The 22,554-nt window shown below is 66.6% G+C and carries 22 protein-coding genes; 17 read left to right on the top strand and 5 right to left on the bottom strand.

Annotated elements, in window-relative coordinates; all coding sequences use genetic code 11:
• Position 1: 1 nt before the first annotated feature.
• Both DFR29_RS14365 and DFR29_RS29200 read right to left on the bottom strand, forming a co-directional pair.
• The gene (locus DFR29_RS14365) at positions 2-1,105 is read right to left on the bottom strand and encodes an FHA domain-containing protein (RefSeq protein ID WP_133819311.1); all 1,104 of its coding nucleotides are present in this window, start codon (positions 1,103-1,105) and stop codon (positions 2-4) included.
• A gap of 19 nt (positions 1,106-1,124) precedes the next feature.
• Positions 1,125-2,105: a cyclic nucleotide-binding domain-containing protein gene (locus tag DFR29_RS29200; protein WP_166654093.1), complete on the bottom strand. Its 981-nt coding sequence runs from the start codon at positions 2,103-2,105 to the stop codon at positions 1,125-1,127.
• Between the two features lie 189 nt (positions 2,106-2,294).
• On the opposite strand from DFR29_RS29200, the gene DFR29_RS14350 reads away from it, so the two are divergent.
• From DFR29_RS14350 to DFR29_RS14305, 10 genes are all read left to right on the top strand, one after another.
• The gene (locus DFR29_RS14350; RefSeq protein WP_166654092.1) at positions 2,295-3,218 is read left to right on the top strand and encodes a PHB depolymerase family esterase; all 924 of its coding nucleotides are present in this window, start codon (positions 2,295-2,297) and stop codon (positions 3,216-3,218) included.
• Positions 3,219-3,355: 137 nt separating this feature from the next.
• Positions 3,356-3,724, top strand: coding sequence for an ATP synthase subunit I (locus DFR29_RS14345; protein WP_133819309.1), 369 nt, complete (start codon positions 3,356-3,358; stop codon positions 3,722-3,724).
• A gap of 10 nt (positions 3,725-3,734) precedes the next feature.
• On the top strand, positions 3,735-4,556 hold the full coding sequence (gene atpB / locus DFR29_RS14340; RefSeq protein WP_133819308.1) for a F0F1 ATP synthase subunit A: 822 nt from the start codon (positions 3,735-3,737) through the stop codon (positions 4,554-4,556).
• Between the two features lie 66 nt (positions 4,557-4,622).
• Positions 4,623-4,889: a F0F1 ATP synthase subunit C gene (gene atpE, locus DFR29_RS14335; protein ID WP_133819307.1), complete on the top strand. Its 267-nt coding sequence runs from the start codon at positions 4,623-4,625 to the stop codon at positions 4,887-4,889.
• A gap of 102 nt (positions 4,890-4,991) precedes the next feature.
• Positions 4,992-5,462 (top strand): F0F1 ATP synthase subunit B, encoded by a 471-nt coding sequence (locus tag DFR29_RS14330; protein WP_133819306.1) that lies wholly within the window; start codon positions 4,992-4,994, stop codon positions 5,460-5,462.
• A gap of 2 nt (positions 5,463-5,464) precedes the next feature.
• On the top strand, positions 5,465-5,998 hold the full coding sequence (locus DFR29_RS14325) for a F0F1 ATP synthase subunit delta (protein WP_133819305.1): 534 nt from the start codon (positions 5,465-5,467) through the stop codon (positions 5,996-5,998).
• Between the two features lie 53 nt (positions 5,999-6,051).
• The gene (gene atpA, locus DFR29_RS14320) at positions 6,052-7,599 is read left to right on the top strand and encodes a F0F1 ATP synthase subunit alpha (protein ID WP_133819304.1); all 1,548 of its coding nucleotides are present in this window, start codon (positions 6,052-6,054) and stop codon (positions 7,597-7,599) included.
• Between the two features lie 84 nt (positions 7,600-7,683).
• On the top strand, positions 7,684-8,547 hold the full coding sequence (atpG, locus tag DFR29_RS14315; protein ID WP_133819303.1) for a F0F1 ATP synthase subunit gamma: 864 nt from the start codon (positions 7,684-7,686) through the stop codon (positions 8,545-8,547).
• 66 nt (positions 8,548-8,613) lie between these two features.
• Positions 8,614-10,020: a F0F1 ATP synthase subunit beta gene (gene atpD / locus DFR29_RS14310; protein ID WP_133819302.1), complete on the top strand. Its 1,407-nt coding sequence runs from the start codon at positions 8,614-8,616 to the stop codon at positions 10,018-10,020.
• Between the two features lie 69 nt (positions 10,021-10,089).
• Positions 10,090-10,515 carry a F0F1 ATP synthase subunit epsilon gene (locus tag DFR29_RS14305; RefSeq protein WP_133819301.1) on the top strand — a complete coding sequence of 142 codons (426 nt, stop codon included), beginning with the start codon at positions 10,090-10,092 and terminating at the stop codon, positions 10,513-10,515.
• 223 nt (positions 10,516-10,738) lie between these two features.
• On the opposite strand, the gene DFR29_RS14300 is transcribed toward DFR29_RS14305, so the two are convergent.
• Entirely contained in the window at positions 10,739-11,437 is a 699-nt protein-coding gene (locus DFR29_RS14300) for an ABC transporter ATP-binding protein (protein ID WP_133819300.1), read from the bottom strand.
• Positions 11,437-12,198, bottom strand: coding sequence for an ABC transporter permease (locus tag DFR29_RS29195; protein ID WP_166654091.1), 762 nt, complete (start codon positions 12,196-12,198; stop codon positions 11,437-11,439). The genes DFR29_RS14300 and DFR29_RS29195 overlap by 1 nt, the downstream gene beginning before the upstream one ends.
• 81 nt (positions 12,199-12,279) lie before the next feature.
• On the opposite strand from DFR29_RS29195, the gene DFR29_RS14290 reads away from it, so the two are divergent.
• From DFR29_RS14290 to DFR29_RS14260, 7 genes are all read left to right on the top strand, one after another.
• Positions 12,280-14,871 (top strand): glycosyltransferase, encoded by a 2,592-nt coding sequence (locus DFR29_RS14290; protein ID WP_133819298.1) that lies wholly within the window; start codon positions 12,280-12,282, stop codon positions 14,869-14,871.
• A 16-nt stretch (positions 14,872-14,887) separates the two neighbouring features.
• Positions 14,888-16,255, top strand: coding sequence for a bifunctional UDP-N-acetylglucosamine diphosphorylase/glucosamine-1-phosphate N-acetyltransferase GlmU (gene glmU, locus DFR29_RS14285; protein ID WP_133819297.1), 1,368 nt, complete (start codon positions 14,888-14,890; stop codon positions 16,253-16,255).
• 22 nt (positions 16,256-16,277) lie between these two features.
• The gene (locus tag DFR29_RS14280) at positions 16,278-16,652 is read left to right on the top strand and encodes a thioredoxin family protein (RefSeq protein WP_133819296.1); all 375 of its coding nucleotides are present in this window, start codon (positions 16,278-16,280) and stop codon (positions 16,650-16,652) included.
• Positions 16,653-16,721: 69 nt separating this feature from the next.
• Positions 16,722-17,327 carry an ECF-type sigma factor gene (locus tag DFR29_RS14275; protein WP_243746059.1) on the top strand — a complete coding sequence of 202 codons (606 nt, stop codon included), beginning with the start codon at positions 16,722-16,724 and terminating at the stop codon, positions 17,325-17,327.
• On the top strand, positions 17,324-20,227 hold the full coding sequence (locus DFR29_RS14270; RefSeq protein ID WP_166654090.1) for a serine/threonine-protein kinase: 2,904 nt from the start codon (positions 17,324-17,326) through the stop codon (positions 20,225-20,227). The genes DFR29_RS14275 and DFR29_RS14270 overlap by 4 nt, the downstream gene beginning before the upstream one ends.
• A 241-nt stretch (positions 20,228-20,468) precedes the next feature.
• Positions 20,469-21,026: a hypothetical protein gene (locus tag DFR29_RS14265; protein ID WP_133819294.1), complete on the top strand. Its 558-nt coding sequence runs from the start codon at positions 20,469-20,471 to the stop codon at positions 21,024-21,026.
• Between the two features lie 151 nt (positions 21,027-21,177).
• Positions 21,178-21,756, top strand: a complete 579-nt coding sequence (locus tag DFR29_RS14260) for an LOG family protein (RefSeq protein ID WP_133819293.1) — start codon at positions 21,178-21,180, stop codon at positions 21,754-21,756.
• Positions 21,757-21,880: 124 nt separating this feature from the next.
• Here DFR29_RS14260 and DFR29_RS14255 read toward each other — a convergent pair whose 3' ends face one another.
• The gene (locus tag DFR29_RS14255; protein ID WP_133819292.1) at positions 21,881-22,534 is read right to left on the bottom strand and encodes an NAD(P)-dependent oxidoreductase; all 654 of its coding nucleotides are present in this window, start codon (positions 22,532-22,534) and stop codon (positions 21,881-21,883) included.
• Between the last annotated feature and the right edge of the window lie 20 nt (positions 22,535-22,554).

The following is a 22,554-nucleotide window of genomic DNA, read 5'->3' as shown; positions in this document are numbered from 1 at the left end:
TTCAGCCCTCGCGGAACACCCAGCGCGCAGCCCCGATCTGGATCACGTCCTGATCGCGCAACAGGCGCTCGCGGATTTTCTCCGCATTCACCCGCGTACCGTGCGGCGATCCGAGATCGACCACGGTATAGCCGGCCATGCTCACGCTGAGCTGGGCGTGCTTGCCGTCGACACCCGGACCGCCGACGCGCACTTCGTTACTGCCGTCGGCGCCGATGCTGACCGAATTCAGACTGAGCACGATGCTGTTCTTTCCGGCCTCCGGATTCTGCGGCACCAGCCGCGCCGCCCGCACGACCACAGTCGCACCAGAAGCCGCCGCGGGCGCGCCGTTGTTGCGCGCCGGCAGGGGAATATCCAGCACCGACATGATCTGGGTTTCGCTCGGCGCACGTGGCGGCTTGCCCGCCGGCGGCGTCACCGTCGCTGCGGCTACGGTAGCCGCCGCGGCCGGCGGCGGTGGCATCGGCGGCATGGTCGAGAACACCTGGGTCTGATCGCTGGCGAGGTCAGTCTCCAGCGTGCGGAAACCGCCGGGCACGGTCGGCGCACTGGCAGGTACCGGCGTCGCTGCCGCGGCTGGCGGTTCGGCCGGCGGCGCAGCGACGGGGGCAGCGACCGCAGCCGGCGTTGCCACGGCCTGCAATTCAGCTTCGGAATGGAAGGCATCGAGAAAGCGCGTTTTCAGGTCTTTGGCCCGCTGCAGCGCCTCGCTACGCGCGTCGAGCTCGGCTTCCAGCGCGGCGATGCGCTTGTCGAACTCGTCCTTGTCGAACTCGCCCAGCTGATGACGCAGTTCGATTTCCTGGCGGTCCAGCGTGATCGCCTCGTGATCGCCCGTGTAGCGGTCGAGCAGGCTGGCGAGCAGGCTGAACTGAGTCCGCGCCGCTTGCCTCAGCGGCGCCGATTGCTGCTCCAGCTCGCTGCTGCGCGTCTCGTAGTCTCGGCGCACACGCAGGTAGACCGGCTCGGCCACACCGCTGCGGCGCCCTTCCAGCTGCGCCAGGCGCTCGGCCAGAACATCCTGTTCCGCCTTGAGCTTTTTCAGCGCATCCACGGCAGTGACGTCGATGGCTTCCAGCGCGGCAATGCGTTCGTTGCTCATACATCCTCCCTGTCGCGCTTCATAGCGCGGCCAATACGATTTCGATAGTACCGAAGCGCAGACTGTCGCCGGGCTTGACCGGCACCGCCGCGCCGGTAGCGAGGCGCTGACCGTTGAGGAACGTGCCGTTGGCCGTGCCCACTTCTTCGCGCAGGAACAGCAAGGCGCCCTGACGCAACAGCTTGGCATGTCGGCGACTCAGGCTGCGCGCCGTATCCAAAGGCCCGAGATTGATCTCCGGCGTAATACCGGTAACCGGATCGACGCGGCCGACCAGAAACTCAGCGCGGCCCGGCTCCAATACGAAACGCTGCCCGCTGGCCGCATGTACCAGCGCCAGACCCGCGGCAGCCGGCGGCATCGCAGGAGCCGCCGGCGGGGAAACAACGGGAATTACCGGCGCCGGCGCAGCGGCCGCGATATCTGCAACGACGCGGCTGGCAACGACAGGGGGCGGTGCCGCTATCGGCTCCGGCACCACGGCCAATACCGGTGCCGCGGCGACAGACGCCGCCACCGGCAGTGCTGCCTGAACCGGCGCCGCGGCCGGCGCTACTGGTACCGCCTGAACTGGCGCCGCGGCAGGCGCAACCGGTACCGGCGGCGCTGGCGACCCCGCACGCAGCTGCTTCAATTCCTGTTGCAATTCGCCGACGCGCAGTTCGGCGCGGCGCTGGCGCAGCGCCAGCTTGCGCATGATGCGCACAGCGATTTCCACATTTTGCCGGAGCAGTTCGGCGAAGGCGGCGCGCTCGATGCGCAGCAGCCGGCTGTCTGCGCGCGCCTGGGCCGAAGCGAATCGCGGCTGGTCTTCGAGTATGGCCATCTCGCCGAGGAAGTCGCCGGGCTCCAGCACGGCCAGCGGCTCGCTGCCGCGGACGGCACGCAGGATCGCGATGCTGCCTGATTCAATGATGTACATCTCCGCGCCGGAATCGCCTTCGCGAAACAGGAACTGGCCTGCTGGCACTTCGACATACAGGTCGCTAGTCTTGCCCATGCTGCGCAATTTGCCCATTTGACGGCGAGTTTGGCGATTATGCCGAGCGGCCGATTTGAGCAGCAACCGCGCGGCCAGGCAGCCGGCCTGTTTGCGAAATCGTTCACACGCGACGGCGGAACCGCGTCGCCATTGTGCGGCCTGCGCGAGCCCATACTTCATTTCCGTAGAAGCCGGGCGCTGGCCTTCATGACCGTTATACGCACCTTCCTGTTCGCATTCGCCCTGGGCCTCGCTGCCGGCGCACAGGCGGCCAGCACCGTACGCCTGCCCAATTGGGCCTGCAACGCCAGCAACGACCGCATTTTCCGCAGTGGCCTGCAGGCCAACGAATGGGTGCCTCGCGCGCCCAGCCTGGGCAGCGGAGGCGCCTATCCCGGCGTACAGGTGCGCACCCTGAACCTGCCGCTGGGCAGCGGCACGCAGAAGATCCATCTCTACATTCCGCCCGGCTACAACCCGGCCTACGCGACGCCGCTGGTAGTCACCTTGCACGGCACGGCCGGCAGCCCGGCCAACGCCGACGTCTACGCCCAGGATGTACGCAATGCGTGGCAAAGTGTCGCAGTCACGCGCGGTTTCATCGTCGCCGCGCCGGTTGCGAATGGTCCGAACGGCTCCTGGGTCAGCGGAGCGGTCGGTGGCAACAACGACTACACCTTCCTGGCCGCGGTCATGGCCGACCTGCGCAGCGCCTACAACATCGACGGCGCGCGCACCCAGCTCTGGGGCTTTTCCGCTGGCGGCCATGTCGCCCACGACCTGCTTGTCAACGGCCCGGTCAGCGCCTATGACGAGAACCACCTGGCGGCGTATGCCGTCAGCGCCGGGCGCCTGTTTTCCCTGGCCTGCTCAGGCGATAGCGAGGCCCAGTGCCAGAACCTCCTCGACACCCAGGCGCGCAAGCTGCCGCTCTACATCGTGCTCGGCGCCAACGACCCCATGACCCTGCCGCCGCTCAACGCCATCGACGATCCACCGCGCTTCGAGAGCGCCGGCTGGGTCACCGACGATACCCTCGGTTTCTACCTGCACGGGGGCGGACACGAGTACGACGCCGGCCATTTCGTACTGGTCTGGAACCTGTTCTGCCGCTTCGCCCTGAGTCCCTGATCGCGGTCCGGCGCGGGGCGGAAAATGCCGCCTTTTTGGTTGCGACGCGTCAAAACCGGCTGATATAATCCCGCTGCTTAGTGACCGGTTTGCGCCCCGCACGGGCGTAGTTCCGGGCAACCGTCAGGGCAATCCCAGTGAGAAATTCCATCGCCGCCGGCCGGCGACTGGCCACTCGGATCGTGTTCGCCCAGGCGGGAGTTTCCCTTCTGATGGCATTACTGTTTCTGGCGCAGGGATGGCGTCCGGCGACAGGCGCCCTAGCGGGCGGCATGCTGGTGGCGCTGGGAACTACCCTGCTCGCCGCGCGCATGTTCCGCGGCGATGCAATCAGCGGTCCGATGGCGTTCTGGGGATTGCTGCTCGGCACGCTGTTGAAGTGGGTTTTACTGGTTGGCGGGCTGATTGGCCTGCTCGGCGTTTGGCGATTGCCGCCCCTGGCGGTGATCACGGGTTTCACGGCGGCTCTGCTGGTACACCTGGCAGGGTTGCGGTTCAAGGATTAGTGGAGTTCTTGTGAGCACCGAGGCAGCGACAGGCGGTCTGAACGAATACATCGCCCACCACTTGACCCACAACGTGGTCACGTTCGGTACGGGTTTCCATCTGGATACCTGGGCCGTTTCCCTCGCGCTGGGCCTGCTGTTCGTGCTGTGGTTCGGCCTGAAGGCACGCAAAGCCACGGCAGGCGTACCGAGCAAAGGCCAAGCCTTTGTAGAAATCATCGTCGAGTTCATCGACGGCCAGGTCAAGGACACCTTCCACGGCGACCGCCGCACGGTCACCCCGCTGGCCCTGACCATCTTCATGTGGATCGTGTTCATGAACACCATGGACCTGATCCCGCTCGACCTCCCCGGCTGGCTGGTACAGACCACCGCCGGCCACGAAGTCGCCCATCACACCTATTTCCGCATGGTCCCCACCGCGGACCTCAACACCACCTTCGCCCTGTCGGTGTCGGTGTTCTTCATCCTGATCGGCCACGCCATTTCCGCCAAGGGCGGCTTCGGCTTCGGCAAGGAGCTGCTCACTGCACCCTTCCATGCACACGGCCCCATGGCCTTCGTGCTGGCGCCGGTCAATCTCTTCATGAACATCATCGAGTGGCTGGTCAAGCCGGTTTCGCTCGCCATGCGACTGTTCGGCAACATGTACGGCGGCGAGCTGGTCTTCATGCTGATCGCAGGTCTGCTCGCAGGTTGGGTCACCTTCGTGCCGGGCATCATCGCCAACACGGCCTGGGCGATCTTCCACATCCTGATCATCCTGCTGCAGGCCTTCATCTTCATGATTCTCACAGTCGTCTACATCGCCGGCGCCCGCGAGAGCCACTGATCCGTTTTGTCGCTGCATCCCTTTCGTTCCTGACTATTCGTTTCTGACTTCTTGAGGAGATTCACCATGGAATTCATCGCCAACATTCAGGGCCTGACCGCCATCGCCATCGGCATCATCATCGGCCTGGGCGCCCTGGGCGCCTGCCTGGGCATCGCGATCATGGGTTCCAAGTTCCTGGAATCGGCCGCCCGTCAGCCGGAACTCGTGCCGATGCTGCAGGGCCGCATGTTCCTGCTGGCCGGCCTGATCGACGCAGCATTCATCATCGGTCTGGCCGTCGCCCTGTTCTTCGGCTTCGCCAACCCGCTGCTCAGCGCGCTGCCGAAGTAATAGCGCGAATCGCCCGCAAGGCCGCGCGGTCTGCCGACCGCGCGGTCCGCACCAGTCACGCCGTCACGGCGTGCCAGTAGCGATCGCCTGAGGAGTCATACGATGAATATCAACTTGACCTTCTTCGGCCAGATGATCTCGTTCGGGATCCTTGTCTGGTTCACGATGAAGTTCATCTGGCCGCCGCTGAACGCGGCCATCGAGTCGCGCCAGAAAACCATAGCCGACGGCCTCGCCGCCGCCGAGCGTGCCCGCCAGGAACTCAAGGACGCCGATTCCCGCGTCGCCGACGAGATCCGCAAGGCCCGCGAGGAAGCGACCCAGATCGTCGACCGCGCCAACCAGCAGTACAACCAGATCGTCGACAAAGCCAAGGTCGATGCGGTCACCGAAGGCGCCCGCCAGAAGGCAGCCGCCCAGGCCGAGATCGAATCGCTGTCGCACCAGGCCCGTGAAGTCCTGCGTCAGCAGGTCGCCGCGCTGGCCGTTTCCGGTGCGGAGAAGATCCTCAAGCGCGAGATCGACCAGGCCCGCCACCGCGACCTGCTCGACGCCCTGGCCAAAGAGATCTGACCATGAGCAGCGCCGAAAGCCTTGCCCGTCCGTATGCCCGCGCCGCGTTCGACCTGGCGCGCGAGTCCAACGCGCTGGCCGAATGGTCGAGCAAGCTCCAGTTCGCCGCGAGCGTCGCCCGTGACGCGCAGGTGCAGACCCTGATCGGCAATCCCGCCTTCGGCGGCGAGAAGCTGATCGGCCTGTTTCTGCCTCAGGGCGAGAAAGCCGATTCGGCCTTCGCCAATTTCGTCGCCACCCTGGCCGCCAACCGCCGTCTGCCCATCCTGGCCGACGTCGCCGACGGCTTCGCCGCGCTCAAGCGCGCCGACGACGGCGTGCTGAAGGTCACCGTGCGGGCTGCGGTCGCGCTGGAAGCCGCCCAGGCCGAGGCACTCAAGGCCGCACTGGCCAAGCGTTTCGGCCGCCAGATCGAGCTGAGCAGCGTGATCGACGAGGCCGTCATCGGCGGAGCGATCATCGATGCCGGCGACACGGTCATCGACGGTTCGGTGCGCGGTCGCCTGGAACGCCTCGCGCAATCCCTGGCTAACTAAAAACTTGTCGTCATGCCGGCGGACCCTGCGGTCCGCCTCAAGCGAGAAAACCCATGCAAACCACGCTCAACCCGTCCGAAGTCAGCGAGCTCATCAAGAGCCGCATCCAGCAGTTCCAGGCCACGGCCGAAGCGCGCAACGAAGGCACCATCACCTCGGTGGCCGACGGTATCGTGCGCATCCATGGTCTCGCCGACGTGATGTCGGGCGAAATGATCGAGCTGCCGGGCAACTCCTTCGCCCTGGCGCTGAACCTCGAGCGCGACTCGGTCGGCGCCGTGGTTCTGGGCGAGTACCAGCACCTGCGTGAAGGCGACACAGTCAAGACCACCGGCCGCATCCTCGAAGTACCGACCGGTCCGGAACTGCTCGGCCGCGTCGTCGACGCGCTGGGCAACCCGATCGACGGCAAGGGTCCGCTCAACGCCAAGGTTCTCTCGGCGATCGAAAAAGTCGCCCCGGGCGTGATCTGGCGCAAATCGGTCGACGAACCCGTGCAGACCGGCTACAAGTCGGTCGACTCGATGATCCCGATCGGCCGCGGCCAGCGCGAGCTGATCATCGGCGACCGCCAGACCGGCAAGACCGCCCTGGCCATCGACGCGATCATCAACCAGAAGAGCACCGGCATTAAGTGCATCTACGTCGCCATCGGCCAGAAGCAGAGCTCGATTGCCAACGTCGTGCGCAAGCTGGAAGAAAACGGCGCGCTGGACCACACCATCGTCGTCGCCGCCTCGGCCTCCGAATCGGCCGCGCTGCAGTACATCGCGCCGTATTCCGGCTGCGCCATGGGCGAATACTTCCGCGACCGCGGCCAGGACGCCCTGATCATCTATGACGACCTGTCCAAGCAGGCCGTGGCGTACCGCCAGATCTCGCTGCTGCTGCGCCGTCCGCCGGGCCGCGAAGCGTATCCGGGCGACGTGTTCTATCTCCACTCGCGCCTGCTGGAACGCGCTTCCCGCGTGTCCGAGGAATATGTAGAGAAGTTCACCAATGGCGAAGTGAAGGGCAAGACCGGTTCGCTGACCGCGCTGCCGATCATCGAGACGCAGGCCGGCGACGTGTCCGCGTTCGTGCCGACCAACGTGATCTCGATCACCGACGGCCAGATCTTCCTCGAAACCGACCTGTTCAACGCCGGTATCCGTCCGGCCGTCAACGCCGGCATCTCGGTGTCCCGCGTCGGCGGCGCCGCCCAGACCAAGATCGTGAAGAAGCTGTCCGGCGGCGTGAAGCTGGCGCTGGCGCAGTTCCGCGAACTCGCCGCCTTCGCCCAGTTTGCCTCCGACCTGGACGCCGCCACCCGCGCCCAGCTCGAACGCGGCCAGCGCGTCACCGAACTGATGAAGCAGAACCAGTACTCGCCGCTGTCGATCGCGGAACTGGCGCTGTCGGTGTATGCGGCCGAGAAGGGCTACCTGGATGACCTGCCGGTCAACAAGATCCTCGCCTTCGAAAAGGGCCTGCACGCGTTCTTCCACCAGAACCATGCGGAGCTGGTGAGCAAGATCGTCGACACGGGCGACTGGAACAGCGACATCGAAGCGACCTTCAAGGCCGGCATCGCCGAGTTCAAGAAGACGGGCAGCTGGTGAATTGCCGCGGGGCGCGTTGAGAAAAACGCGCCCCGCTTCAAAGAACCGAACCCGTAGCACTGAACCAGCATAGCGAGCGAAACAATGGCAGGCGGCAGAGAAATCAAAACCAAGATCAAGAGCGTGCAGAACACCCGCAAGGTGACGCGCGCGCTCGAAATGGTCTCGGCCTCGAAGATCCGCAAGGCGCAGGACCTGATGAAGGCCTCGCGCCCGTATGCGCGCCTGATGCGTCAGGTGATCGGTCACATCGCCAAGGCGAACACCGAATACCAGCACCCGTTCATGGTGGCGCGTACGCAGATCAAGCGTGTCGGCTACATCGTGGTGTCGACCGATCGCGGCCTCTGCGGCGGCCTGAACTCGAACCTGTTCCGCCGCGTGATCAACGAAATCCGCGAGCACATCGACAACGGTGTACAGGTCGATCTGGTCGCCATCGGCTCCAAGGCCAATGCGTTCTTCAAGCGCTTCAAGGTCAATCTGGTCGGCACGGCCACGCATCTGGGCGAGAAGCCCCAGCTGAACGCGCTGATCGGCGTGATCAAGGTCATGCTCGATGCCTATACCGACGGCCGTATCGACCAGCTCAACCTGGCCTATAACGACTTCGTCAACACCATGACGCAGAAGCCGACCGTAGACACCCTGCTGCCGCTGCCGCCGTCCAACGGCCTGAGCACGACGCACGAATGGGACTACATCTACGAGCCCAGCCCGGACGTCGTGCTCGACCACGTGCTAACCCGCTACATCGAATCGCTGGTCTATCAGGCCACGCTGGAAAACCTCGCCAGCGAACATGCCGCACGCATGGTCGCCATGAAGTCCGCCAGCGACAACGCGAGCAAGGCCATCGAAACGCTTTCGTTGATCTACAACAAGGCGCGTCAGGCAGCGATTACCCAGGAAATTTCGGAGATCGTCGGCGGCGCCGCGGCGGTTTGATCCAGTGGCGCGGAAGCGAGACTTCCGCCCACCTACAGAATTCAAGTTATCAGTGGAGTGTTTCCAATGAGCCAGGGCAAAGTTGTTCAGATCATCGGCGCCGTGGTCGACGTCGAATTCCCGCGCGACCAGGTACCGAAGGTGTATGACGCTCTCAAGGTCGACGGCACCGAAATCACGCTGGAAGTGCAGCAGCAGCTCGGCGACGGCATCGTGCGCACGATCGCCCTGGGCTCGACCGACGGCCTCAAGCGCAACCTGATCGCGCGCAATACCGGCGAAGGCATCAAGGTGCCGGTCGGCGTGAAGACGCTCGGCCGCATCATGGACGTGCTGGGCAACCCGATCGACGAATGCGGTCCGATCGGCGAACAGGACCGCTGGGTCATCCATCGCGCCGCGCCGAGCTATGCGGAACAGGCCTCCAGCAACGAACTGCTGGAAACCGGCATCAAGGTTATCGATCTGGTCTGCCCGTTCGCCAAGGGCGGTAAGGTCGGCCTGTTCGGCGGCGCCGGCGTCGGCAAGACCGTCAACATGATGGAACTCATCAACAACATCGCCAAGGCGCACTCGGGTCTGTCCGTGTTCGCCGGCGTGGGCGAGCGTACCCGCGAGGGCAACGACTTCTACCACGAGATGAAAGATTCCAACGTGCTCGACAAGGTCACCATGGTGTACGGCCAGATGAACGAGCCGCCGGGCAACCGCCTGCGCGTCGCGCTGACCGGCCTGACCATGGCCGAATACTTCCGCGACGAAAAGGACGCTTCCGGCAAGGGCCGCGACGTGCTGCTGTTCGTCGACAACATCTACCGCTACACCCTGGCCGGTACCGAAGTGTCGGCACTGCTGGGCCGCATGCCGTCCGCCGTGGGCTACCAGCCGACGCTGGCCGCCGAAATGGGCGTGCTGCAGGAACGCATCACCTCGACCAAGACCGGTTCCATCACCTCGATCCAGGCCGTCTACGTGCCTGCGGACGATCTGACCGACCCGTCGCCGGCGACCACCTTCGCCCATCTGGACGCCACCGTGGTGCTGTCGCGCAACATCGCCTCGCTCGGCATCTACCCGGCCGTGGACCCGCTCGACTCGACCAGCCGCCAGCTCGATCCGGGCGTGATCGGCAGCGAGCACTACGAAGTCGCGCGCAAGGTGCAGGGCACGCTGCAGCGCTACAAGGAACTCAAGGACATCATCGCCATCCTCGGCATGGACGAACTGAGCGAAGAAGACAAGCAGGTCGTGGCGCGCGCACGCAAGTGCGAACGCTTCTTCTCGCAGCCCTTCCATGTGGCCGAAGTGTTCACCGGCTCGCCGGGCAAGTACGTCTCGCTGAAGGAAACCATCCGCGGCTTCAAGATGATCGTCGAAGGCGAATGCGACCACCTGCCGGAGCAGGCGTTCTACATGGTCGGCGGCATCGACGAAGTGGTCGAGAAGGCCAAGAAGATGAACGAGAAAGCCTGATCCGATCGCGACACTGACCGGAACTTCGCCGGGCGTTGAAAAACACCGGCGAATTCCAGCGAGGCAGATATGACCAGTACCATCCGTTGCGACATCGTCAGTGCCGAGGAAGAAATCTTCCACGGCGCGGCGCAGCTGATCGTGGCCACCGGCGAAATGGGCGAGCTTGGCATCGCACCGCGCCATGCGCCGCTGATCACGCGCCTGAAACCGGGCCAGGTCCGCGTGATCCTGGAAAACGGCGACGAGCAGTTCTTCTACGTGTCCGGCGGCATTCTCGAAGTGCAGCCGCAGGTCGTCACCGTGCTGGCCGATACCGCCATCCGCGCCAAAGACCTCGACGAAGCCGCGGCGAACAAGGCCAAGGACGCTGCCGAACGCGCCCTGGCCAATCGCACCGACGCGCTGGAAATCGCCCAGGCGCAGGTCGAACTGGCCCAGGCCATGGCCCAGCTGCAGGCGCTGGAACGCCTGCGCAAGGCACTCAAGCATTAACAGCCGGCGCGAGAACAACCGGCGGCGGCGCAGCACCAGGCCATAGAGCCTGCGCAACGCCAAAAGGCCGCTCTCGCCGTCACACACTTCATGCGTCACTCCAACGCCGGCGGATTGCCGGCGTTTTTTTTGCCTGCGGAAATCGTCGCTGCTGCAGTTACGCAGGGCAGCCCGGTGCAGCGCTTAGTCGCCGCGTTTCGGGCAAGGCCCGCATCGACGCCGTCTACGGGGTGGCTGCAGGCACCGCCGCGTGATAGGCCTTCAATACCGTATCGCAGTCGCCGTACAGCCTGCTGCGGCCCTGCTCTATCCACAGCACGCTGTCGCACAGGGTGGCGATCTTGTCGTCGTCATGACTGACCAGCACCACGCTGGTGCCCGCATGGATGCGCTGGTGGATGGCCTGGGCGGATTTGACCTGGAAATCCGCGTCGCCGACGGCGAGCATCTCGTCGATCAGCAGCACGTCGGGCTGTACCTGGATCGCCACGGAAAAGCCCAGGCGCAGGATCATGCCGTTGGAATAGCTCGCCACCGGCTGCTCGAAGAAATCGCCGAGTTCCGCATAAGCCTGGATTTCCCCCAGCTGTGCGTCGATTTCGCGCCGGCGCAAGCCCAGGCGCAGACCGCACAAAATTGCATTGTCCCTGCCGGAAAGATGCGGCACGAAGCCCAGCGACAGCGACAGCAGCTGGCAGCTCACTTCGGCGCGCCAGAAGCGCCCGCGGTCGGGCTGCAGGATGCCGGCGATCACGCGCAGCAAGGTGCTCTTGCCGGCACCGTTGCGGCCGATCACGCCAAGGCGCTGGCCGCGGCGCAGTTCGAGGCTCACATCCTGCAAGGCCCAGTACTGGGTACCGCCGAAACGGCGCTGCGCATGGAAGGCCACGCCGGCGTTCTGCAGGCGCACCAGCATGTCCATCAGGCGGCAATCTTCGGATAGCGCGGCGCCAGCCAGCGCAGGCCAAGCAAGCCCGCCATGGCCAGTGCGAGCAAGGGCAAGGCGATGCGCACCAGGGCAGACCCGTCTGGCCAGGCACCTTGCAACAGCACACCGCGCACCGCGTCCAGCAGCACCATTACCGGATTCCAGGCCAGCCAGTCCGCATACGGCTGCGGTACGCGTTGCAGCGCGAACACCACGCCGGAAAGGAACATCAGCACCGTGAGCAGTTGTTCGATGACGAAGCGCAGATCCGGCAGCAGCGGCATCAGTGCCGCCAGCAGCAGGCCGCAGCCCGCAGCACAGGTGCCGATGCCCAGCAGCAGCAGCGGCAAACTCAGATACGCCGCATTCGGCGGATAGCCGGCCAGCCACAGCACCGCCAGCAGCAACAGGAACACCACGCCGAACTTGATGCTGTCGGTCAGCAACGCCACCAGCGGGAACAGCAGCACCGGCAGGCGTACTTGCCGAACCAGGGCGAGGTTCATCCAGATCGCATGGCCGGCATGCACGATGCTGGACTTGAGCCACTGCCATATCACCAGGCCGATCAGCAGAAACGGCAGGTAGCCCGGCCCGCCGGTGCCGAGAATGCGGTCGAACACCAGCCAGAACGCCACCATCATCAGGGCCGGTTCCACCAGCCACCAGAGCAGGCCCAGGTAACTGCGCGAACGCTCCGCTCGCAGTTCTGCGTAGGTGCTGAACCAGACCAGTTCCAGGAAATGCAGGCGCATGGGCACCACGGCGTGAGGGCGGCGCGAGCATAGCCGATCCGTTATTCTTGCGCGCCCGCATCGCCGCGCCCGATCCCTGTCGTGATCTTCTTCACCATCGTCTCGCGCAACTACCTGGCCTATGCGCTGACCTTGATGCAGTCGCTGGCGCAGCAGCACCCGCACAGTCGCCGCTATGTCTGCCTGGCCGACCGCGGACTGGACGATCCCGACCTGCACAACCCGCTGTTCGACTGCGTCGGGATCGACCAGCTCGACCTGCCCGACTTCGATGCGTTCGTATTCCGCTACGACATTCTCGAACTGAACACCGCGATCAAGCCGTACATGTTCCGCTGGCTGCGCCGGCGGCATGCGGACCAGGGCCTGGTCTATCTCGACCCGGACATTCTCGTGATCGCGCCGCTGAGCGCCGTGCAACAGGCGCTGGATCAGGGCGCGCTGCTGCTGCTGACGCCGCACCTGAACGCACCGACCACCGACGACCGCCATCCGGGCGAACTGGCCATCCTTGCCAGCGGCACCTACAACCTCGGCTTTGCCGCGATCGGCGCCCATGCCCGCGCCGATGCGCTGATCGACTGGTGGGCAGACAAGCTCGAATTCGGCTGCGTGGCCGACCCCGCTGCCGGCCTGTTCACCGACCAGAAATGGATGGACCTTGCCCCCGGCCTGTTCGATGGCGTGCACATCCTGCGCGACGACGGCTACAACCTGGCCTACTGGAACCTGGCCCAGCGCGCCGTGAGCCAGCGCGACGGCCAGTGGCTGGCGAACAACCAGGCGCTGGTCTTCGTGCATTTCAGCGGCGTCGACATCGACGATCCGCAACGCTTCTCGCGCCACCAGGACCGCTACCGCGCCCAGGACATCGGCGCATTGCGCCCGCTCTACGACACCTACATCGCGCTGCTCAGGAGCAACGGCCATGCCGTGCACCGGCGCAAGCCCTACGCGTTCGCGGCCTTTGCCGACGGCGAGTGCATTGCCCGGCCGCTGCGCGCCGTATACCGCCAGTATTTCGACAAACGCCGCGCCCAGACCGAACTGCATCCGCTGCAGATGCGCCGCGAGCGCTACGACGAACCCTGCGAGGAATTGCCGCACCGCGCCGATGCGCCGGTCACGCGCCTGATGTACGCCGCCTGGCGTCTGCGCAGCGACCTGCATGCGGCCTTCGACCTGGGCGAACGCGAAGGCCGCGAAGGCTACATCCGCTGGTACCTGCGCTCGGCTGCGCGCGAGTTCGGCATCGCGCCGCGGCATATCGAACCCGTGCGCCAGGCCTTCAGCCGCAGCGACGGCGGCATAGCGCACGCCCTGGACGCGCATGGCGACCGCCGCCGCGCCGCCGGCGCCTGGCCGCGCCTGAGCGCCGCCAGTCTCGCCCTGATCGACTGGAGCTGCCGCCGGCGCTGGGCGCTGGCCCTGTACGCACGCGTGCCAGCCAACTGGCGCCACCGCCTGCGCCGCCTGCTGGAACGCCAGGCCTTCGTGCCGGCCCAGGCCGATACCACTACGGCCGTGCCGGCACTGGCCGCTCCGGTCGCCAGCGACGGCCTCAACCTGATCGGTTATGCCCGCGGCGAATTCGGCGTCGCCGAAATCCTGCGCAACTACGCCGCGGTGCTGCAGTACGCCCAGCTGCCCTTCACGGTGAAGAATTTCGAGATCGGCGTGGCCAGCCGGCAACAGGACAAGCGCCTGGAAGCGTTTCTCAGCGACGCACTGCCGCAGGCGATCAACCTGTTCTGCATCAATGCCGACCAGATGCCGGTCGTGCACCAGCACCTGGGCGACGTGGCCTTCGACGGCCGCTACAACATCGGCTGCTGGTTCTGGGAACTGGAACGTTTTCCGCAGCGCTGGTTCGGTGCGTTCGACCTGGTCGACGAAATCTGGGTGTTGTCCGATTTCGTCCGCGCCGCCGTCGCCGCCTGTACCGACAAGCCGGTGCGGGTGATGCCGCTGGCCCTGCAGATGCCGCAGCAGCCGCGGCCGCCGCGCAGCGCAGTGGGCCTGGCGGAAGACGAATTCATCGTACTGGCCAGCTTCGATTTCAATTCCTGGGTCACGCGCAAGAACCCGCTGGCTGCCATCGCAGCGTTTCGCGCCGCCTTTCCCGCCGGGCGGCGCGACGTGCGCCTGGTGCTGAAGACCATCAACGGCCAGCGCCTGCCGCAGGCGCTGCGCCAGGTCAGCGAGGCGATCGACGGCGATGCACGCATCGAGCTGCGCGACGGCTTTCTCGACCGTGAAGGCATGTGGGCACTGCAGGGCTGCTGCGACGTCTATCTTTCGCTGCATCGCTCCGAGGGCTTCGGCCTGGGCATGGCCGAGTGCATGGCGCTGGGCAAACCGGTGGTGGCCACGGCCTATTCCGGCAATATGCAATTCATGGACAGTTCCACCAGTTGCCTTGTCCCTTTTGAGCGCGTGCCGGTCGGCGAAGGCGAATACCCGGACTGGCGCGGCCAGCACTGGGCCGAACCCGACGTCGCCGCCGCCGCCGCGCATCTGCGCCGCCTGGCGGAAGAACCGGCCTATGCGCAGCAGCTCGGCCACGCAGCGCGGCTGAGCCTGCAGCAGCGCCTGGGCCCGGCCGCCAGCGCCGCAGCCATCACGGCGCGCTTGAAGGAAATCCGTCACGGCCTGCACTATCGCGCGACTTAGCCCGCAGCGAGCCGCCATGTCCGCCCCCCTGCACGTGATCGTCCTCGCCGCCGGCGAAGGCAAACGCATGAAATCCACCCGCCCCAAGGTGCTGCTGCCGCTGGCCGGCCGGCCCATGCTGGCGCATGTGATCGACAGCGCGCGGGCGCTGGCGCCGGCCCGCATCCACGTCGTCTACGGCCACCGCGGCGACCAGGTACAGGCAGCCTTCGCCGCAGCGGCCGACCTGGACTGGGTGCTGCAGGCCGAGCAGCTGGGCACCGGCCACGCCGTGCGGCTGGCCCTGCCGGCCATTCCCGACCATGCCCGCGTACTGGTGCTGTACGGCGACGTGCCGCTGATCGGCAGCAGCACGCTCCGGCCGCTGGTCGAGCTGGCCACCGACCTGGTCGTGCTCGCCGCCGAACTGATCGACCCCAGGGGCTATGGCCGCATCGTGCGCGACGGCCTGGGCCAGGTGCGTGCCATCGTCGAGGAAAAGGACGCCAGCACCGAGCAGCGCGCCATTGGCCTGGTCAATACGGGCATCGTCGCGGCGAACGCAGCGCCGCTGCGCGACTGGCTGGCCCGCGTCGGCAACGACAATGCACAGCGCGAGTACTACCTCACCGACGTGTTCGGCCTGGCCGCCGCCGATGCCAATCCCGCCGGCTGCGCGCTTTGCGCCGATGCGCAGGAAGCCTTCGGTGCCAACGATCCCTGGCAGCTGGCCGAGCTGGAACGCCGCTACCAGCAGCGCCAGGCCCGTGCCCTGTGCCTGGCCGGTGCGCGCCTGGCCGATCCGGCCCGCTTCGACCTGCGCGGCAGCGTCACCGTCGGCCACGACGTGGAAATCGACGTCGACGTCATTTTCGAAGGCAACGTGCAGCTCGGCGACGATGTTGTCATCGGCCCGTATTGCCGCATCAAGGATTCCACCCTGGCGGCCTGCACGCGCGTGCAGGCACACAGCGATCTGGACGGCGTGGTCAGCCACGGTGCCTGCGTCATCGGCCCGTTCGCGCGGCTGCGGCCCGGCACAGAGCTGGCCGCCGGCGTTCATATAGGTAATTTTGTAGAAACCAAGAAAACCACACTGGGCAAAGGCAGCAAGGCCAACCATCTGAGCTATCTCGGCGATGCGGTCATCGGCGCCGGCGTCAACATCGGCGCCGGCACCATCACCTGCAACTACGACGGCGTGAACAAATCCACCACGACCATCGGCGACGGTGCCTTCATCGGCTCCAACAGCTCGCTGGTCGCGCCGGTCAGCATCGGCGCAGACGCCACCATCGGCGCCGGTTCGGTGATCAACCACGCCGCACCCGCAGGCGAACTCACCCTGGCGCGGGCACGCCAGATCAGCCTGCCCGGCTGGAAGCGCCCGCAGAAAAAGTCTTAAGCGCAACCCGGAGGCCGGCAGCATGGGCGATACCACCGTTCCCGATTTCTTCCAGCACTTCCCCATGCAGGCGGTGCTGAGCCGCGAGCTGGATGCGCTGCTGGCCGATGGCACGGCAGACCTGGACGTGCTGTTCCTGTGGGGCCGAGACTGCCCCAACTGCGATATCGCCAAGCGAGCCCTGCTGGCACAGCCGCACAAGCTTGAGCGCAGCGGACTGCGCTGGCTGCACTGCAATGTCTACGACGACGAGACCATGGCCACGCGCTTTGGCCTGCACGGCATACCGACCTTCTTCGTGTTCCGCCGCGGCAAGCGCCTGGGCCGCATCACCAGCTGGCCCGGCATCGACGCCTTCGCCGCCGTACTCGATGCACAGCTGCATTCGCCGGCGTAACCGCATCTTCGCAACGCCAACTGCGTCACGGTCTTATGGTGGCGCAATTCCGCGGCGGCTGTGCGGCAAATGACTTCCCGCACGAACACGCAGCGCTACCATGGCCCCACCATGCTAGCCACTACCGACATCACCGCCCTGCTCGCCCAGGCCCGTAGCGGCGACGAACGCGCCGTCGATCACCTGCTGCCGCAGGTCTACGAACGCCTGCGCCAGCTGGCCCATCGTTATCTGATCGGCCAGGTCCACCATACGCTCAGTACGACAGCCCTGGTGCACGAGGCCTATCTCAGCCTGGTCAACCAGCGCGATGCCGTGTGGCAAGATCGCGCACACTTCCTCGGCTATGCAGCCACCGCCATGCGCCACATCCTGGTCGACCACGCGCGGCGCAAGGGCGCGCAGAAACGCGGCGGCGGCCAGCTGTCGCTGGACTGGCAGTCGGCGGAAATACCGGTCGAATGCATCGCTGGCGAAATGGTCGCGCTGGATGCTGCACTGGCCCGCCTGAGCACGCTGGACCAGCGCCTGGGCAAGGTGGTCGAACTGCGCTTCTTCGCCGGGCTTACCGTAGAGGAAGTGGCCGCGGTACTCGGCATCACCTCGCGCAGTGTCGTACGCGACTGGAACAAGGCGCGCCTGTTCCTGCACCACGCCCTGGAAACGCCGCAGTGAATCCGGCGATTGCCGCGCGCTGGCGCGAGATCGCACCGCTGCTGGACGAACTGCTGGAGCTGCCCGCCGCGCAGCGCGAAGACTTTATTGCCGGGCAGGTTGACGACGAATCCCTGGCCCAATTGCTGCGCGATCTGCTGGCGCGCGAAGCGCAGCCGGGTTTTCTCGACCGCAACAGCGCCGACTATGCCGAATCGCTGATCGTCGCCGGCCATGCCGCCGCACCGCTGACCATCGGCAGCTGGCGCGTGCTCGACCTGATCGGTGAAGGCGGCAGCGGCAGTGTCTACCGGGGCGAGCGCGACGCCGACGGCTATACCCAGCGCGTGGCGCTGAAACTGCTGCGCGTAGGCCTGCGCGACCCGGTCGAACAGGCCCGCTTCCGGCGCGAACGGCGCATCCTGGCGCGGCTGGAACACCCGGCCATCGCACGCCTGATCGACGGCGGCTTCACCCCTGAAGGCGTGCCCTGGTTCGCGCTGGAATACATCGAAGGCGAAAACATCGCACGCTGGTGCGATGCCCGCCGCCTGGATGTGAGCGAACGCCTGCGCCTGTTCGTCGAAGTCTGCGATGCGGTCGATGCCGCACACCGCGCGCTCATCGTGCACCGCGACCTCAAGCCCGCCAACATCCTGGTCGATGCGCAAGGCCGGCCGCACCTGCTCGATTTCGGCATCGCCAAGCTGCTGGACGACTCCGAAGGCGAAGACGATACGCGCACCGGCCTGCGCCGGCTGACCCCGGCCTATGCCGCGCCGGAACAGTTCAGCGGCGGCAACATCACCACCGCGACCGACGTCTACGCACTGGGCGTGCTGCTGCACGAACTGCTCAGCGGCTTTCGCCCAGGCCTGCGCAGCGACACCACGCCGCGCAGCCTGTCGCAGTTCCTCACCCAGGAAACCGCTGCCGACGAAGTGGCGCGTTCGCGTTCGACCTCGCCGCGCCAGCTCGCCCAGCGCCTGCGGGGCGACCTCGACGTGATCGCCGCCACGGCGCTCGCGGCAGAGCCGGCGCGGCGCTACTCCAGCGTCGCCGCACTGGCGGGCGATCTGCGCGCCCATCTGCAGGGCCGCCCTATCGCCGCGCGCCGCGCCAGTACAAGTTACCGAATCAAGAAATTCCTTTTGCGACATCGCGCCGCCGTGGCGGCGGGCGTGCTGGTACTGCTGACCGGCATCGCCGGCATTGCCACCACCTGGCGCGAATCCCAGCGCGCCAATGCCGCCGCCGCCGAAGCGCTGCAGCAGGCACAGCGCGCCGCCGCCGTGAAAGACTTCCTGCTCGCACTGTTTGCCGGCGTAAGCCCGGACGAAAGCAAAGGCCACGACGTCGCCGCACGCGAGCTGATCGAACGCGGCGAGGCCGGCCTGGCCGAAACCCTGGCCAGCAATCCGGCGCTGAAGGCCGAACTGTCCACCGCGCTGGCCCTGGCGCAGCGCCAGCTGGGCAACCTGGAACGCGCGCGCCACCTGGCCGACCAGGCCGTCGCCGCCGAGGCCAGCCCGGCGCTGGCCGCCGCCGCGCACATCGAGCGTTCGCGCGTCCGGCTGGCCCTGGGCGAATTCGGCGCGGCGGTCAGCGACCTGGAACCCGTCATCGCCGCCGCCCCGACGGTCGCGCTGCGCACCGAGGCACGCCTGCGCCTGGCGGAAATCCTGGTGGAAAAAGGCGAGCCCGCCGCCGCCCGCAATGCCCTGGATGCCGCGCTGGCCGAGACCGGCGGCAGCAGCGACCCGGTGACACGCCTGCGCAACCTGGCCGCACTGGGCCCGGTGCAGTTTCGTGCCGGCGACGTCGCCGGCTCGGACAAGACCTTGCACGACGCGCTGGCCCTGGCGCGCAGCCTGTACGGCGAACGGCATACGCAAACCGCCCGCGTCGCCCACGACCTCGCCGTCACCCTGCTGCAGCGCGGCGCCACCGAAGAAGCGGCGCAGCTGCTGAGTACGGCCCAGGCAACCCGGCGCCAGCTGCTCGGCGACAACCACCCCGACCTGGCCAGGACCGAATTCGAACTGGCCGTGGCCAAGCAGCGCCTGGGCGACATTGCCGCCGCGCAACCGCTGTACGAGCGTGCCCTCGCGCTGCAGCGGCGCACCCTGGGCCCGGCCCATGCCGACGTGGTCAATAGCCTCAACTCGCTGGCCCTGCTGGCCTGGGCCAAGGGCGAAACCCAGGCCGCCACCACGCGCATGCAGGAAGCCATTGCCGTCGGGCGCGGCGGCCTGGGCGAACAGCACCCGAACATCGCGACCATGCTCAACAACCTCAGCGCCTTCGAGCGCTATAACGGCCAGCTCAGTGCAGCGCTGGAGCATGCACAGGAAGGCGCGGCAATTGCGCGCCGCAGCCTGGGCGAGCGGCATTACCTCGTCGGCATCGCCCTGCTCGGCGTAGCCGCGACGCAGAACGAGCTGGGCGAAAGCACAACCGCACTCGACAGCTACCGCGCCGCGCTGGCCATACTCGACGCCACGCTGGGCCAGCGCCACGCCGACACCTTGCAAGCCCACGCCGCCTATGCCGACGCCTTGCTGTCCAGCGGCGACAGCACCCGCGCCCGCAGCGAGATCGACAGCGTGATGCTGCAGCTCGGCGACAGCCTGCCGCCGGGGCATCCGCGCCGCGCCCGGCTGGAGCTGATCAAACTGCGCGTCCAGGTAGCCTCGGGCGAATGCCTGCAGTCGCTGCCGCAACTGCAGGCAGCCAGCAGCCACCTGGCCAAGGGCGGCGTCGCCCTGCTGCCCGACATGGCCAGCGCACAGCTGCTGATCGCCCGCTGCCAGCGCGAAACCGGCGACAGCACGGCCGTGCGAAGCCGCGCCGATGCGGAGGCGACGCTCAAGCGCCTGCCGTATCAGTCGCGCCGGCTACGCGCCGAGCTGTCGACCTGAGCCGGCGCAGTGCAGACGGCCTGTCGCCGTCAGCGCGACACGATAAACCGGCAAGCCGAGGAATGCCAAGGCGGGCGAACACGCTGTCTTCGCCCAGCACACTGGGGCTGCAGCCGGTGCACGACAAAGGCCTGCTGCTCCACGCCGGGCCTGCCCCGTGCAAACCCTGCAGGGCCTGCGCGCAGCAAAAGCGGCCGGCTTGGCGCGGAGCTTGCTGCAGCCATCGGCACGGAGGTAAGCCATGACCCGTATCCTGACCGACACCGCGCCGGCCGCGCTCTGGCATCAACTGGTGCGGGACGCCGAGCACAACGGCGGCGCGAGCCTGGATAGCGACAGCGAGAGCTATCTCGTCTTCCTGCTTATGCGCCATGTTCGCGATGCCGGCCTGGCCGGACATATCTTCGCGCTGGACTACCTGCAGGCCTTGCAGCAGCAGCGCACACCGCGGCAGCAGCAGCTGCGCGACCTCGGCGACCGCTGCCTGCTCATCGCCGGGCTGTATCCGCAGCAGGCCCAGCGCCGGCTGGTCGGGCTCGACTATTTCCTCACCCTGGGCAGCACTGCCTATGCCGAGCTGGCCAGCGCCGCGCGCGATGCGCTGGCCGGCCTGTACCGCCACCTCGCCGACACCTTCGTGCGCCTGGTCCGCGTGCTGGTCGAAGTGCGACGCCTGGGCGCGGGTGCAGATGCCATCGGCGCACTCGACCGCCACAGCCTCAGCCTGGCCGACCCGGCCGCGGCTGCGCATGAATTTCCCGGCGCCATCGTCGTCCCCGGCAGCAGCCGGCTGATGTAGCCAGACCGCGCACAGGGCAGCGGACGCAGCCCTGTCACAACACAGAACCGGCGCCGCCAGCCGGCCGGCGCAGGCCTGTACATGCCGCAGTGGAACATCGGAGCCGTGCCTGCCCAGGCTACACTTCGCGTTTTCCTGCCGGACTCCAACCATGCGCATCTGCGTCTACTGCGCTTCCAGCGACGGTGCCGACCCGATCTACAAGGAAACCGCCTTCCGCCTCGGCGCCACCCTGGCCGAAGCCGGTGCCACCGTCGTCTACGGCGGCGGCGGCAAGGGCCTCATGGCCGCGGTGGCCGATGGCGCATTATCCAAAGGTGGAGAAGTCATCGGCATCATTCCGCGCTTCATGATCGAAGTGGAATGGCAGCACCCGGGTCTGGCCAACCTGGAAATCGTCGAAGACATGCGCGAGCGCAAGCACCGCCTGCTGACCGGTTCCGACGCCGTCATCGCCCTGCCCGGCGGCAGCGGCACGCTGGAAGAACTGTTTGAGGCAATCACCCTCAAGCGCCTGGCGCTGTACTTCAACCCGATCATCCTGCTCAACACCAAGAACTTCTACGCGCCGCTGCACCGCTTCATGCAGCAGACGGTCGACGAGCGCTTCATGAACCGCGAACACGTCGACATGTGGTCGCTGGTCGACGACGTCGACGACGTGCTGCCGCGCATCCGCGCGACGCCGCGCTGGCATGAGGATGCGCGGAGTTTTGCGGGGGTGCGGTGAAACAGCAGGCGGCAGCGGACCATCCGGTCAGAACAAGCTCCTCGTCGAAAAAAGCATCTTTGTAGGCAAACGGGAACACGTCGGGCGGTTGCGCCTGACGGATTCCCGCCTGCAGCAAGCCGAATCAGGCCGCGACCGTAAACCGCTGCTTCAGATAGCGCCCCTGCTCCACCTCATCCACAATCGCCACCGCCAGATCCGCCACCGAAATCCCGGCCGGCGTGTCCCCGTCCATCAATACCTCCTCGGCACCGAAACGGTAGTGCCCCGTGCGCTCGCCGGGCGCCAGGCCGACCGGCGGCGACAGGAAAGTCCACTCCAGCTCCTTCTCGTCGCGCAGTGACGTCAGCGCATCGCGCGCCGCCTGCGCGCCAGGCACGATGTTCGGCGGCACGTGGTCGAGGAATTGCGCTGTGTCGACCAGTTGCACACCGGGCGCGACATACAGGCTGCCGGCACCGCCGACGACGAGAAGACGCTTTACGCCGGCCTGTCTGACACCAGCGACGATGGCGTCGTGGCCTTTGCGGAACTGGTTGTACAGATCGGCGTCGTTCCAGCCTGGGTTGTAAGCGCTGATCACGGCATCGCTGCCGCGCACGCCGGCTGCCACCTGGGCGGCATCCTGTACATCGGCCGCGATCACGGTCAGGCCGGTACGCGCGGCGATCCTGGCCGGGCTGCGCGCCAGCGCGGTCACGGCATGGCCGCGGCGCAGCAGTTCTTCGAGCACGGCGCTGCCGACGAAACCGGTGGCGCCAATCAGGGCGATTTTCATGGGTTTGCTCCTTTGCAGAG

Origin of the sequence: Tahibacter aquaticus, assembly GCF_004363655.1 — a bacterium.
Taxonomy (GTDB): Bacteria; Pseudomonadota; Gammaproteobacteria; order Xanthomonadales; family Rhodanobacteraceae; genus Tahibacter; species Tahibacter aquaticus.
Note: the sequence above shows the minus strand (reverse complement) of the source record. Positions and strands in the feature narration are given on the sequence as shown.